The following is a 14,474-nucleotide window of genomic DNA, read 5'->3' on the forward strand; positions in this document are numbered from 1 at the left end:
ACCCTTCTAGTGTTCGTAGCGTGTCGACACCCACTTCGACCCCGCCGCACCTGCCCGGGGACCCGCACCAGCCCAGGGAGCCGCACCTGCCCAGAGAATATGCGGCGGCGCTGGAGTCCATCCGCGCCGCGAAGGCGCGGCCCGAGCTCGTGATCACGGAGATCCCGGCCCCCGCGCAACTCGCGCCGTACTCGATCGCGCTGGCCGCTGACGTGCGGCCCGCCCGGCACGGCGACGACTCGGACCTCGGCACCGGACGCTTCATCCTGCTCTACGACCCGGACGAGCCGGAGGCGTGGGGCGGCCCGTTCCGCATCGTCTGCTTCGCGCAGGCGCCGCTGGAGACCGACATCGGGCTCGACCCCTTCCTCGCCGACGTCGCGTGGTCGTGGCTGGTCGACGCGCTCGACGCACGCCACGCCAAATACACCGCCGCCAGCGGCACCGCGACCAAGATCATCTCCACCGGCTTCGGCGAGCTCGCTGCCCAGGGGGACGGCGCCCAGATCGAGCTGCGTGCCTCCTGGAGCCCGCTGGAGACCGACATCGCCGCCCACGTGGAGGGCTGGGGCGAGCTGCTGTGCATGCTGGCCGGCCTGCCGCCGACGGGCGAAGGGGTGAGCCTGCTGAGCACGAGACGGACACCGCGTGGCTGATCACACCGTCATCGACACCCGCGACGGCTACCACCGGGCCCTCGACCAGATCGTCGCCGGCGACGGACCGATCGCGGTGGACGCCGAGCGGGCGAGCGGCTTCCGCTACTCGCAGCGGGCGTACCTCATCCAGATGTTCCGGCGCGGCTCGGGCACCTTCCTGTTCGATCCGCCGGCGATCGGCCGGTTCGACGAGCTCAACGAGGCGATCGCGGGCGATGAGTGGGTGCTGCACGCCGCCACCCAGGATCTCACCTGCTTGCGGGAGGTCGGCCTCGACCCGGTCAGCATCTTCGACACCGAGCTGGCCGCGCGCCTGCTCGGGATGCCGCGCGTCGGGCTCGGGACCGTCGTGGAGGAGCTGCTCGGCATCCACCTCGCCAAGGAGCACAGCGCCGCCGACTGGTCGACGCGTCCGCTTCCCGAACCGTGGCTGGACTACGCCGCCCTCGACGTCGAGCTGCTGCCGGACCTCCGCGACGCCATCGCCGGTCTGCTGGTGGAGGCCGGCAAGAGCGACATCGCCCGGCAGGAGTTCGCCGACGAGCTCACCCGCGAGCTGGTCGTGACGCGGCACGAGCCGTGGCGGCGGCTGTCCGGCATCCACTCCATCCGCGGCATCCGAAACCTCGCCGTCGCGCGCGAGCTGTGGCTGAGCCGGGACGCGCTCGCCCAGCAGCTCGACGTCGCGCCCGGCCGGCTCGTCCCCGACGCCTCCCTGACCGCCGCCGCCAAGGCGATGCCGGACTCCAAGCGCGCCCTCGCCGCCATGCGCGAGTTCACCGGCCGCGCCAGCAGGACCGAACTCGACCGCTGGTGGGCCGCCATCGAGGCAGGCCGCTCCACCGACGACCTGCCCGTCCTGCGCGGCAGCGGCGACAGCCTCCCTCCGCCCCGGGCGTGGGCCGACCGCAACCCGGACGCCGACGCCCGGCTCAAGGCCGCGCGCGCCGCCCTGAGCACGCTCGCCGAGGAGCTCGCGCTCCCACTGGAGAACCTGCTCACTCCCGGACACGCTGCGCCGCGTCGCGTGGACGCCGCCGGCCGACATCACGCCGTCGACCGTCGCCGACGCGCTCGCCGAGCACGGCGCCCGGCGCTGGCAGATTGAGGCAACCTCACAGGCGATCGCCCAGGCCTTTGTGGAAAGCACCCAAACGCCCGGCGACGCGTCCGAAGCCGCTTCGTAGAAAGAATCAAACGATTCCACTCCGGCGTCGGGGCCTCCTTAGGATCGTCAGCGACCTGATTTGGGAGGCACTGTGGCCGATAGAACGGAAGTCGTGTTCGTCGACGGAGTCCGTACTCCGTTTGGACGTGCGGGCGAAAAAGGGCAGTACTGGAACACCCGCGCGGACGACCTCGTCGTCAAGGCCATGATCGGCCTGCTGGAGCGGAATCCGAACGTGCCCAAGGAGCGCATCGACGATGTCGCCATCGCGGCGACGACGCAGCAGGGCGACCAGGGACTCACCCTGGGCCGCACGGCGGCGCTGCTCGCCGGGCTGCCGAAGTCGGTGCCCGGTTTCGCGATCGACCGGATGTGCGCCGGCGCCATGACCAGCGTCACCACGCTCGGCTCCGGCATCGCGTTCGGCAGCTACGACCTGGTGATCGCCGGCGGCGTCGAGCACATGGGACGGCACCCGATGGGCTTCGGGGCCGACCCGAACCCGCGCTTCCTGTCCGAGCGCATGGTCGCCGAGGACGCGCTCAACATGGGCATGACCGCGGAGCGCATCCACGACCGGTTCCCCGCGCTCACCAAGGAGCGCTCCGACCGGTTCGCCCTCGGCAGCCAGCAGAAGACCGCCGCTGCGTACGCCGCGGGCAAGCTGCAGCCGGACCTCGTACCGGTCGCCATCCGCTCGGAGCAGGGCTGGGGCCTGGCCACGCAGGACGAGGGCATGCGCCCCGAGACCACGATGGCCGGCCTCGCCACGCTGAAGACCCCGTTCCGCCCGCACGGCCGGGTGACCGCGGGCAACGCGTCGCCGCTCACAGACGGCGCCACCGCCAGCCTGCTGGCGTCCTCCGACGCCGTGAAGGAGTTCGGCCTGAAGCCGAAGATGCGCATGGTCAGCTTCGCGTTCGCGGGCGTCGAGCCGGAGATCATGGGCATCGGCCCGGTGCCGTCGACGGAGAAGGCGCTCCGCAAGGCAGGCCTCACGATCGAGGACATCGGTCTGTTCGAGCTGAACGAGGCGTTCGCCATCCAGGTGCTGTCGTTCCTCGACCACTTCGGCATCGACGACCAGGACCCGCGCGTCAACAAGTGGGGCGGCGCGATCGCGATCGGCCACCCGCTCGCTGCGAGCGGCGTCCGCCTGATGATCCAGCTCGCCCGCCAGTTCGAGGAGCACCCGGAGGTCCGCTACGGCCTCACCGCGATGTGCGTCGGCCTCGGCCAGGGCGGAACCGTGATCTGGGAGAACCCCCACTACAGCAAGCGCGCGGCGAAGAAGGGCTGAGCACCAGTGACCGACTACAGCACCATCGACTTCTCCCCTCGTCGAGCTCACCTCCGACGAGGTCGTCACCCACTCCTTCGTGAAGGACGTGCCGCTGCCCAGCGGCAAGACCCTCGCGCTGGTCACCCTCGACAACGGCCGCGATCACACCCGCCCCAACACGATGGGCCCTGCCACGCTCCTGGAGCTCGGCCGGACCTTCGACGCCCTGACCGAGCGCGCCGCGCGCGGCGAGATCGACGCGGTCGCCGTCACCGGCAAGCCGTTCATCCTCGCGGCGGGCGCCGACCTCAGCCGCGTGGGCGACATCCCGAGCGTGGAGGTCGCCAAGCTGCTCCCCCAGCTCGGCCACTACGTGCTCGGCAAGCAGGCGACCTTCGGCGTCCCGTCGTTCGTGTTCACGAACGGCCTCGCGCTGGGCGGCGGCGTCGAGATCGGCCTGAACGCCGACTACCGCACCATCGACCGCAACGCGGCCGCGTTCGCGCTGCCCGAGGTGTTCCTCGGCCTGATCCCGGGCTGGGGCGGCGCGACCATCCTGCCGAACCTGATCGGCATCGAGAACGCGCTCAAGCTCGTCGTCGAGAACCCGCTCAAGCAGAACCGGATGCTGAAGCCGCAGGAGGTCTTCGAGCTCGGGATCGCCGACGCGATCTTCGACTCGGCGACGTTCCTGGAGGACTCCCTGCTCTGGGCCGACAAGGTGCTCACCGGCACCGTCGAGGTCAAGCGCCCGAACGTGCCCGGCAAGGTCGAGCGCATGGTCAAGTGGGACGCCGCCATCGGCATCGCCCGCAAGATGCTCGAGAGCCGCATCGGCACCGTCCCGAAGTCGCCGTACAAGGCGCTGGAGCTGCTGAAGGCCGCCAAGTCGAACGACCGCGCGGCAGGCTTCGAGCTGGAGGACGACGCTCTCGCCGAGCTGATCTCGGGCGACCAGTTCCAGGCCAGCATCTACGCCTTCAACCTGGTCCAGAAGCGCGCCAAGCGGCCCGCCGGCGCCCCGGACAAGGCGCTGGCCAAGAGGGTCACCAAGATCGGCGTCATCGGCGCCGGTTACATGGCCAGCCAGTTCGCGCTGCTGTTCGTGCGCCGGCTGCGGGTGCCCGTGGTGATCACCGACCTGGACCAGGCGCACGTCGACAAGGGCGTGGCGTACATCCACGACGAGATCGGCAAGCTCCAGGAGAAGGGCCGCATCTCCCCCGACGAGGCCAACCGTCTCCGCGCCCTGGTGACCGGCACGACGGACAAGGCCGACTTCGCCGACTGCGACTGGGTCATCGAGGCCGTCTTCGAGGAGCTGACCGTCAAGCAGGACGTCTTCGCGGAGGTCGAGCAGTACCTCTCCGACGAGGCCGTGCTGGCGACCAACACCTCCTCCCTGTCGGTGGAGCAGATCGGCGCGAAGCTGAAGCACCCCGAGCGCCTGGTCGGCTTCCACTTCTTCACCCCGGTGGCCGTCATGCCGCTGATCGAGGTCGTGAAGACGCCGCAGACGGACGACGCGACGCTGTCCACCGCGATGGTCACGGCGGCGGCGCTCAAGAAGAACGCCGTCATCACCGCCGACACCCCCGGCTTCGTGGTGAACCGGGTGCTCGCGAAGATCCTCGGCGAGGCGATGCACGCCGTGGACGACGGCACCCCGTTCGAGACGGTGGACAAGGCGTTCGCGCCGCTGGGCCTGCCGATGGCGCCCTCCGTGCTGCTCGACCTGGTCGGTCTGAAGGTCGGGGCGCATGTCCTCGACACGCACCACGCGGCCTTCCCCGACCGGTTCTACCGCAGCGAGAACCTGCACCGCCTCGCGGAGCACGGCACGCTGCTCGAGAAGGACTCCAAGGGCAAGGTGAAGGGCCTCGACAAGGGAGCGGCCAAGATCCTCTCCGGCGGCAAGAGCCCGTGGACCGAGCAGGACATCCTGCGCCGGCTCGAGGACGGCCTGGCCGACGAGATCCACCGCATGCTCGTGGACGACCATGTGGTCGAGGCGCCGGAGGACATCGACCTCTGCATGATCCTCGGCGCGGGCTTCCCGTTCCAGATGGGCGGCATCACGCCGTACCTCGACCGGGTCGGCGCCTCGGAGCGCGTCTTCGGGGACACCTTCCAGCACCCGCCCGTCCGCGGCGTCACCGCCCCTGTGGAGGCCGCCGCCTAACCCGCGAGTACGCAGAAACTCCGGCCGAAACCGCCGAGTACGCAGATTTTTCGCGTACTCGGCGGTTTCGTTTTTTCACCCGAGACGGGTCTTGACCGACTCGAACGGGGCTCGTTAGCGTTCATATATCTCACTGGTGTGCGACGTTGGGGGCTCCGTGACGGATCAGAAGGCAGTGCCGCAGACCGGGATGTCCGCTCCGGTGAAACTCTCGATGCTCACCATGACGGGCATGGTCGTGGGCAGCATGGTCGGGGCGGGCGTCTTCTCGCTCCCCCGACGCTTCGCGCAGGAGACCGGCGTCGCCGGCGCGCTCATCGCGTGGACGATCGCGGGCGTCGGCATGCTGATGCTCGCGTTCGTCTTCCAGCTGCTGGCCAACCGCAAGCCCACGCTCGACGCCGGTGTCTACGCGTACGCCAAGGCCGGGTTCGGCGAGTACCTCGGCTTCTTCTCCGCGTTCGGCTACTGGGCCAGCGCCTCCGTCGGCCTGGTCTTCTACTGGGTCTTCATCATGTCCACCATCGGCGCGGTGGTCCCGGCGTTCGGCGACGGCGACACCATCCTCGCCATCGCGATCTCCTCGGCGGCGCTGTGGGGCTTCTTCCTGCTCATCCGCCGCGGCATCAAGGAGGCGGCGGCGATCAACCGCATCGTCACGGTCGCCAAGGTCGTGCCGATCATCGTGTTCATCCTGCTGGCGCTCTTCGTGCTCAAGCCGGACGTGTTCGCGGCCAACTGGGGCGGCGCCGACTACGCCGGCTCGCTGTTCGACCAGGTTCGCAACACCATGCTGGTCACCGTCTTCGTGTTCCTCGGCGTGGAGGGCGCCAGCACCTACTCGCGTCACGCGAAGCGCCGCCAGGACGTGGGCCGCGCCACCATCCTCGGCTTCGTGAGCGTGTTCGCCGTGTTCGCCTCGGTCACGATCGTCTCCTACGGCGTGCTTCCGATGGGCGAGATCGCGAAGCTCCGCCAGCCGTCGATGGCCGGCGTGCTGGAGGCGGCCGTCGGTCCCTGGGGCGCCTGGTTCGTCAGCATCGGCCTCATCGTGTCCGTGCTCGGCGCCTACCTCGCCTGGTCGCTGATGGCGGCCGAGGTGCTGTTCGTGGCCGCCAAGGACCACGACATGCCGCGCTTCCTCGCCCGGTCGAACAGCCAGGACGTGCCCACCGCTGCGCTGCTGCTCACAGCCCTGTTCGTTCAGGCGGTCCTGGTCATCATCTACTTCGCCAACGACGCGCTGAACCTGGCCCTCGACCTGACCAGTGCGCTCACGCTCATCCCGTTCTTCCTGGCCGCGCTGTACGCGCTCAAACTCGTGACGACGCGGGAGACCTATGTGCAGGAGCCGCGCGGCTGGGGGCGGGATCTGGTCGTGACGATCCTCGCGACGATCTACACGGCCTTCCTGCTGTTCGCGGCGGGCCTCACCTTCGTGCTGCTCTCGTTCATCATCTATGCCCCGGCGACCATCCTGTTCGTCATGGTCAGGCGCGAGCAGGGCAGGAGACTCTTCAGCGGCCGCGAGCTCATCATCTTCGCCGTCTCGGTGCTCGGCGCGATCATGGGCATCGTCGCGCTCTCGGTCGGCTGGATCAGCCTGTGACGACGCCCGAACGCTTTCCGTCGAACACCAATCACGCACGACACGTAAGGGGAACACTGTGACCGACACGACATTCGGCGTCCACTCGGAGGTCGGCCGGCTCCGGCGCGTGCTCGTCGCCTCGCCCGGGCTGGCGCACCACCGGCTGACGCCGACGAACGCCGACGACCTGCTCTTCGACGACGTGATGTGGGTCGAGAACGCCAAGCGCGACCATGCCGCGTTCGTCGCCGACCTGCGCTCCAACGGGGTCGAGGTGCTGGAGCTGCACCGCGTGCTCGCCGAGACCGTCGCGCAGCCGGAAGCGCGGGCGTGGCTGCTCGATCGCAAGGTCGTCCCGAACGAGGTCGGCCTCGGGCTCGTGGAGGGAACGCGGGCCTTCCTGGAATCCCTGCCCGCGGAGCGCCTGGCCGAGTTCCTGATCGGCGGCCTCTCCACCGCGGACCTCCCCGAGGACTACCGCACCGGCTACCTCGCGCTCGCCCGCGAGTCGATCGGCGTGCGCGAGTACCTGATGCCACCGCTGCCGAACACGCTGTACACCCGCGACACCACGTCGTGGATCTACGGTGGCGTCACCCTCAACCCGCTCTACTGGCCGGCTCGCCACGACGAGACCCTGCTGATGAAGGCCATCTACCTGTTCCATCCCGAGTTCGCGGGCGCGCGCGTCTGGTGGGGCGACCCGGAGCTCGACTGGGGCCAGGCGACCCTCGAGGGCGGCGACGTGATGCCCGTGGGCAATGGCGCCGTGCTCATCGGGATGAGCGAGCGCAGCTCGCGGCAGGCGATCACGCAGACGGCGGCCGCCCTGTTCGCGGCCGGCGCGGCCGAGCAGGTCATCGTCGCCGGTATGCCGAAGCTGCGTTCGGCCATGCACCTGGACACCGTGTTCACCTTCGTCGACCGCGACCTGGTCACGCTGTACCCGGCGATCATGGACCGCGTGCACACCTTCACGCTCCGCCCGGGCACCGGCGGGAATCCCGTCGACGTCATCGACGAGGACGGTCGCGCGTTCGTGGACGTCGTCGCCGGAGCGCTGAATCTGCCCCGCCTCCGGGTGATCGAGACGGCGGGCGACAACTACGAGACCGAGCGCCAGCAGTGGGACAGCGGAAACAACGCGGTCGCGCTCCGCCCCGGCGTCGTCTACGCCTACGACCGCAACACCGCCACCAACGACGCCCTGCGCCGCGCGGGAGTGGAGGTCATCCCGATCGTCGGCGCCGAGCTCGGCCGCGGCCGCGGCGGCGGCCACTGCATGACCTGCCCGCTGCTGCGCGACCCGGTCGACTTCTGACCGCTCTCGTCGTGCCGCCGCCGCCGCTCAGACGTCGGCGGCGCAGCGGAAGCCGATGTGAGTGGTCGCGGTGTCGTCCGCCTGCGGCGAGCGCGCCGCCGGCCGGAAGCGCAGGCAGTAGTCGGGCGAGCACAGGTAGGAGCCGCCCTTCAGCACCCGGCGCGGGATGCGCGATCCGGGCTCGGCGCTGGTGGAGGCGAGCAGGTCGACGCGCGCCCCGGCGTCCACGGCCTCCTCGCCGGGCACGACGTGGCGGGGCACGTAGTAATCGCTCGTCCACTCCCAGGTGTTGCCGATGAAGTCGTAGAGCCCGTAGCCGTTCGCCGGGTACGAACCGACCGGTGCCGTCGTCGCGCCGAACCGGCCGCGGTTGTCGTAGGGGAAGCTCCCGATCCACGAGTTCGCCTGCTCCACGCCGCCCGGGTAGGCCTCGTCGCCCCACGCGAAGCGCGCCCCGTCCACCCCGCCGCGCGCCGCGAACTCGTGCTCGGCCTCCGTGGGGAGCCGCTTGCCCGCCCACGCGGCGTAGGCGGAGGCGTCTTCGAACGAGACCTGCACGACCGGATGGTCCATCCGGTCCTCGATGCCCGACTCCGGGCCCTCGGGATGCCGCCAGCGCGCGCCCGGCTCCCACCGCCACCACTGCCGCCAGTCGCGGAGGTCCACCGGCCCGGCGGTCGCGGTGAACACCAGCGAACCCGGCACCAGGTCCTGCGGGGCGACCCCGGGATAGTCGGCCGGGTCCATCGGGCGCTCGGCCACGGTCACATAACCGGTTGCGTCCACGAACCGGGCGAAGTCCGCGTTGGTGACGGCGTAGCGGTCGATGAGGTAGTCGCCGACCGTGCGTGCGTGGACAGGCTGCTCGTCGGGATAGAACTCGACGCTCCCCATCAGGAAGGTCCCGCCGTCGATGTGCACCATGTCGTCCACGGGGCAACGCTACCGCTCTGCGGGCGCCCCGTTCACCAGCACCAGATCGAGGTACCCCCGCAGGGCCGCGGCGGCGTCGATCCGCTCCGGGTCGTAGAGCCACTGGAGCTGGATGCCCTCCCACAGGGCCACCACCGTCGCCGCGGCAAGCGCCGGGTCCACACCGTGGCGGAGACGCCCGGACGCGGCGAGCGCGGCGAACTCGCGTTCGTAGGATTCCTGCATCCCCGCATACCGGGCGAGGAAGTAGCCGTGTCCCGGATGCTCGGCGCGGGTGGCCTCCGCAGCGAGGATGCTGTAGAGCGCGATGAGCCCGGGGATGCCCTCGTTCCGCCGGGCCTGGGCGACGATCGTGTCGGGGAACCGGAGGTCGTCGTCGGGGCGACCGCCCGACGTGTCGAGTTCACCGCCCCGCTCGTCGCGGCGGGCCAGCACCGCGAGGAGCAGATCCTCCTTGCCGCCGAAGTGGTGCTGGAGCGTGCTCAGCCCGATGCCGGCCGCGGCCGCGATCTCGCGCAGCGAGCTGCCGTGGTAGCCACGCGTGGCGAACACCCGGTACGCCTCGTCCACGATCTGCTGCCGGCGCTCGGCCGACTTCGCGTATGGGCCGCGCCGGCGCGCGGGTTGCCCGGGCTCGGCTCCGCCCATGCCCACCTCCAAATTAGGTCAGTTGAACAATTTTCGACTACGGTCGATGCTAGCCCTTCCACACCGCAGTGACCATCCAAGGAGCATCGTGCCGTCTCCCGTCCTTCTCGCCGACACCGCGCCCTCCTCCGGCGCTCTCCGTGCGCCCCGCTCCTGGCTGCACACCGACGCGCCGACGCTCTCGCTGAACGGCGACTGGCGGTTCCGGCTCTCCCCCACCGCCGACCTCCCGGACGACGTCGCACGCACCGACCTGGACGACGCCGGCTGGGACACCCTTCCGGTCCCGGCGCACTGGGTCCTGCACGGCGACGGCCGCTACGGGCGCCCGATCTACACCAACGTGCAGTACCCGTTCCCGATCGAGCCGCCCTTCGTGCCCGACGAGAACCCGACAGGCGACTACCGGCGCCGGTTCGACCTTCCGGGCGGGTGGCCCCCGACGCCCGCGTCGTGCTGCGCTTCGACGGTGTCGAATCGCTCTACCGGGTCTGGCTGAACGGTGTGGAGGTCGGCTCCGCGAGCGGCAGCCGGCTCGCCCACGAGTTCGATGTGACCGAGCAGGTCCGCGCCGAGGGGAACCTTCTCGCCGTGCGCGTGCACCAGTGGTCGGCGGCGAGCTACCTGGAGGACCAGGACCAGTGGTGGCTGCCCGGCATCTTCCGCGACGTGACGCTCAGCGCACGCCGCCCCGACGGTCTGGAGGACGTCTGGCTCCGCACCGCGTTCGCGGACGGCGCCGGCACGCTCGTCCCCGAGGTCACCGCGGGCGCGGCCGCCTTCCCGGTCATCCTGCGCGTCCCCGAGCTCGGCGTGGAGGCCGTCTGGGAGTCGGCCGCCGACGTCGCCGCGATCGAGGTCGGGCCGGTCGAGCCGTGGACCGCCGAGACCCCACGGCTCTACGACGCCACGGTCGCCGCCCAGGGCGAGACCGTCTCGCTGCGCCTCGGCTTCCGCACCGTGGAGATCCGCGGCGACCGGTTCCTCGTCAACGGGCGCCGGGTCGTCTTCCACGGGATGAACCGGCACGAGACGCACCCCGAGCGCGGCCGGGTCTTCGACGAGGAGCACGCCCGCGCCGACCTGATCCGGATGAAGCAGTTCAACGTGAACGCCATCCGCACGAGCCACTACCCGCCGCACCCGCGCCTCCTCGACCTCGCCGACGAGCTGGGCTTCTGGGTGATCCTCGAGTGCGACCTGGAGACGCACGGCTTCGAGAAGGCCGGTTGGCGGGACAACCCGAGCGACGACCCGCGCTGGCGCGACGCCTACCTGGACCGCATCCGGCGCACCGTGGAGCGGGACAAGAACCATCCCGCGATCGTGCTGTGGTCGCTCGGCAACGAGTCCGGCACCGGCGCGAACCTGGCCGCGATGTCCGCCTGGGCGCACGACCGCGACCCCGAGCGTCCGGTGCACTACGAGGGCGACTACACCGGCGAGTACACCGACGTCTACTCGCGGATGTACTCGTCCGTCCCGGAGACCGAGCAGATCGGCACGGACGGCTCGCTCGCCCCGCTGCTCGGCTGCACGCCGGCGCAGGGTGCGCGTCAGCGGACCAAGCCGTTCATCCTCTGCGAGTACGCCCACGCGATGGGCAACGGCCCCGGCGCGCTCGACCAGTACGAGGCACTGGTGGACTCTCACCCGCGGCTGCACGGCGGGTTCGTCTGGGAGTGGCGCGACCACGGCATCCTGACCCGCACGGCGGACGGCGCGCCCTACTATGCGCACGGCGGGGACTTCGGGGAGGTCGTCCACGACGGCAACTTCGTGATGGACGGCATGGTGCTGTCGAACGACGTGCCTACCCCCGGCCTGCACGAGTTCGCGGCGGTGGCGCAGCCGGTCGCGCTGGCGTTCGACGGGGACGAGGTGGTCGTGAGGAATCGGCGGCACAGCGCGAGCACCGCCGACCTGACGCTGCGCTGGACGGTCGAGCACGACGGGCGCGAGGCGGCCTCCGGGACACTCGACCTCCCGGTGGTGGAGGCCGGCGACTCGGCCCGGGTGCCGCTGCCCGACGTCTCCGTCGCCGAGGACGCCGAGACGTGGCTCACGGTGACGGCCGTGCTCGCCGCCGACACGGCCTGGGCTCCTGCCGGTCACGTCGTCGCCCGGGCGCAGCTCGACCGCTCGGCCGCCCGGCGCCTGCGGCCCGCCCGACGCCCCCACGACTGGAGGGAGGCAGAGGGCACACTCACTCTCGGCCCGACCTCCTTCGAGAGCGGCCGCCTCGTCGCCCTCGCCGGGCGAGCCGTCGCCGGGCCGCGCCTGGAGCTGTTCCGCGCCCCGACCGACAACGACGAGGGCGCGGCGTACGGCGACCTCGCCTACAGCGACGCGAGCATCGTCGGCGTCCCCAGTGCGAGCCTCTGGCGGGAGCAGGGCCTCGACCGGCTGACGCACCGACTGGTCGCGGTGCACGAGGCAGAGGACGCCGTGCGGACCGTCACGCGCGTGGCGGCGGCGAATTCCGTGCACTTCGTGACCGTCGAGACCATCTGGACGCTGACCGACGGCGAGCTCGACCTCCGGGTGGAGATCGAGCCGTCCACCGGCTGGTCCAGCGTGTGGCCGCGGATCGGCGTGCGGTTCGACCTCCCCGACCGCGACGGCGTCGTCGACGGCGCCGAGTGGTTCGGCACCGGTCCGCTGGAGTCCTACCCCGACAGCACTCGCGCCGCCTCCGTCGGCCGGTTCCGCGCCGGCATGGAGGAGCTGAACGTGGAGTACGCCCGCCCGCAGGAGACCGGGCACCGCTCTGCCGTCCGGGAGGTCGACCTGGGCGCGTTCGGCTTCACCGCGTTCCCGGACGGCCGCGGACGCCTCCCGGGCTTCTCGCTGTCTCGGCACACACCCCAGCAGGTCGCCGCGGCGGACCACCCGCACGAGCTGCCGGAGTCCGACACCACCTACCTGTTCGTGGACGCCGCCCAGCACGGCCTCGGCTCGCGCGCGTGCGGCCCGGACGTCTGGCCGCAGTTCGCCCTCCGTGCCGAGGCCCGCACCCTCCGCCTCCGCTTCCGCGCCTGAGCAGCCATCGCTTCCTCACTTTCTCCCGCTCCGGACCGGCGTGTCGCGGGACAAAGTGAGGAAGCGATGGCTGCGGGGGGGGGGGGGGCTATTTGTTGAGGGGGTCATGTCGGCGTAGCGGTCGCCGACGGGGGCGGCGACGGCGTCGAGGCGGGCGAGCTGCTCGGGCGTGAGGTCGAGGTCGGCAGCGGCGACGTTCTGCTCCAGGTTCTCGACCCGACGCGTGCCCGGGATGGGCGCGAGGTCGTCGCCGCGGGACAGCAGCCACGCAAGCGCGACCTGGCCCGGCTTGGCGCCGGCCTCCCGCGCGACCTCGTCGACCTGCTCCACGATGCGGATGTTGGCCTCCAGGTTGTCGCCCTCGAACCGCGGGTTGAAGCGGCGGAAGTCGTCCTCGGCGAGCTGGTCGAGCGAGCGGATCGAGCCGGTGAGGAAGCCGCGGCCGAGCGGCGAGTACGGTACGAAGCCGATTCCGAGCTCGCGCACCGTCGGCAGCACCTCCGCCTCGGGGTCGCGCGTCCACAGCGAGTACTCGGTCTGCACCGCGGTCACCGGGTGCACCGCGTTGGCGCGCACGATGGTCTCCGGCGCGGCCTCCGACAGCCCGTAGTGCCGGATCTTGCCCTCCTCGATCAGTTCCTTCAACGCGCCGACGGTCTCCTCGATCGGCGTGCCCGGGTCCATCCGGTGCTGGTAGTAGAGGTCGATGCGGTCGGTCTGCAGCCGCTTCAGCGAGCCCTCGACCGAGAGCCGGACGTTCTCGGGTGAGCCGTCCAGACCGCGCTCGCCCTTCGACCGGTGCAGGATGGTGCCGAACTTGGTGGCGATCACCACCTGGTCGCGGCGGCCTCCGGCGAAGGCGCGGGCCAGCAGCTCCTCGTTCGTGTAGGGGCCGTAGATCTCCGCGGTGTCGAAGAAGGTGACCCCGAGGTCCATCGCCCGGTGGATGGTCCGGATCGACCCGGCGTCGTCGTCGCCGGCCCCGGTGTAGAACGCGCTCATGCCCATGCAGCCGAGGCCGAGTCGCGAGACCTCGAGCTTCTCCGTACCCAGTGTGATCGTCATCAGTGCCATGCCTTCACGATATCCCCGTGTCCCCGGCGGCTGGTACGGTCGCGGCATGGCCCTCACGAAGTACTACGTCGCCTCTTCCATCGACGGCTTCATCGCCGACCTGCATGACCGCATCGAGTGGCTCATGCAGTTCGGCTTCGAGGAGTTCGACGAGCATTACCAGCAGTTCATCTCCGGCATCGGCGCGCTCGTGATGGGCGCCACGACGTATGAGTTCGTGCTCGGCGAGCAGGGGCCGTGGCCGTACCAGGACATCCCCACCTGGGTGGTCACCCACCGCACGCTGCCGGTCCCGGAGGGCGCGGTCGTCACGTTCTTCTCCGGCGACATCGCCCAGCTCGACGCCGAGCTGCGGGACGCCGCAGACGACCGGGACGTGTGGATGGTCGGCGGCGGCGCGCTCGCGGCCCAGTTCGCCGACCGCGGCCTGATCGACGAGCTGCACGTCACCTACGTGCCGGTGCTGGTCGGCTCGGGCAAGCCGCTGCTCCCGGTCGCCGAGGCCAGCCGCCCCTCGTGCTCTCCGGCACCAAGACGTTCCCCTCCGGCGCCGTGGAGCACGTCTACCGCTTCG

General features: G+C 70.8%; 7 protein-coding genes and 4 pseudogenes. 8 read left to right on the forward strand and 3 right to left on the reverse strand.

The window, feature by feature from the left end; genetic code table 11:
- Positions 1-50: 50 nt before the first annotated feature.
- The 6 genes and pseudogenes from ACRAWC_RS26210 to ACRAWC_RS26235 all read left to right on the forward strand — a co-directional run bounded on the left by ACRAWC_RS26210 (position 51) and on the right by ACRAWC_RS26235 (position 8,203).
- A complete protein-coding gene (locus ACRAWC_RS26210; protein WP_431350153.1) occupies positions 51-656 on the forward strand; it encodes a DUF3000 domain-containing protein in 606 nt (201 codons plus the stop codon).
- Positions 649-1,846 (forward strand): annotated as a pseudogene (locus ACRAWC_RS26215) (HRDC domain-containing protein). The gene ACRAWC_RS26210 and the pseudogene ACRAWC_RS26215 overlap by 8 nt, the downstream one beginning before the upstream one ends.
- Before the next feature lie 72 nt (positions 1,847-1,918).
- The gene (locus ACRAWC_RS26220) at positions 1,919-3,127 is read left to right on the forward strand and encodes a thiolase family protein (protein ID WP_431350097.1); all 1,209 of its coding nucleotides are present in this window, start codon (positions 1,919-1,921) and stop codon (positions 3,125-3,127) included.
- 6 nt (positions 3,128-3,133) lie between these two features.
- Positions 3,134-5,291, forward strand: a pseudogene (locus ACRAWC_RS26225) (3-hydroxyacyl-CoA dehydrogenase NAD-binding domain-containing protein).
- A gap of 157 nt (positions 5,292-5,448) precedes the next feature.
- The gene (locus ACRAWC_RS26230) at positions 5,449-6,900 is read left to right on the forward strand and encodes a basic amino acid/polyamine antiporter (protein ID WP_431350098.1); all 1,452 of its coding nucleotides are present in this window, start codon (positions 5,449-5,451) and stop codon (positions 6,898-6,900) included.
- Positions 6,901-6,958: 58 nt separating this feature from the next.
- Complete coding sequence (locus tag ACRAWC_RS26235; protein ID WP_431350099.1) at positions 6,959-8,203, forward strand: arginine deiminase; 1,245 nt, start codon at positions 6,959-6,961, stop codon at positions 8,201-8,203.
- A 27-nt stretch (positions 8,204-8,230) separates the two neighbouring features.
- Here ACRAWC_RS26235 and ACRAWC_RS26240 read toward each other — a convergent pair whose 3' ends face one another.
- Positions 8,231-9,127 (reverse strand): formylglycine-generating enzyme family protein, encoded by an 897-nt coding sequence (locus ACRAWC_RS26240; RefSeq protein ID WP_431350154.1) that lies wholly within the window; start codon positions 9,125-9,127, stop codon positions 8,231-8,233.
- Between the two features lie 18 nt (positions 9,128-9,145).
- Positions 9,146-9,784, reverse strand: a complete 639-nt coding sequence (locus ACRAWC_RS26245; RefSeq protein WP_431350100.1) for a TetR/AcrR family transcriptional regulator — start codon at positions 9,782-9,784, stop codon at positions 9,146-9,148.
- Between the two features lie 46 nt (positions 9,785-9,830).
- Here ACRAWC_RS26245 and ACRAWC_RS26250 point away from each other — a divergent pair.
- Positions 9,831-12,826, forward strand: a pseudogene (locus tag ACRAWC_RS26250) (glycoside hydrolase family 2 TIM barrel-domain containing protein).
- A gap of 15 nt (positions 12,827-12,841) precedes the next feature.
- Here the strand turns inward: ACRAWC_RS26250 and ACRAWC_RS26255 are convergent.
- On the reverse strand, positions 12,842-13,894 hold the full coding sequence (locus ACRAWC_RS26255; RefSeq protein WP_431350155.1) for an aldo/keto reductase: 1,053 nt from the start codon (positions 13,892-13,894) through the stop codon (positions 12,842-12,844).
- 130 nt (positions 13,895-14,024) lie between these two features.
- Between ACRAWC_RS26255 and ACRAWC_RS26260 the strand changes: the two are divergent.
- Positions 14,025-14,330, forward strand: a pseudogene (locus ACRAWC_RS26260) (dihydrofolate reductase family protein); the annotation flags it as partial.
- Positions 14,331-14,474: the final 144 nt, after the last annotated feature.

It is taken from the genome of Leifsonia sp. L25 (assembly GCF_050632895.1).

Bases quoted from the DNA above. Each gene is read 5' to 3' on its own strand.
- ACRAWC_RS26240 (WP_431350154.1), bottom strand. From the start codon at position 9,127: ATGGTGCACATCGACGGCGGGACCTTCCTGATGGGGAGCGTCGAGTTC.
- ACRAWC_RS26245 (WP_431350100.1), bottom strand. From the start codon at position 9,784: ATGGGCGGAGCCGAGCCCGGGCAACCCGCGCGCCGGCGCGGCCCATAC.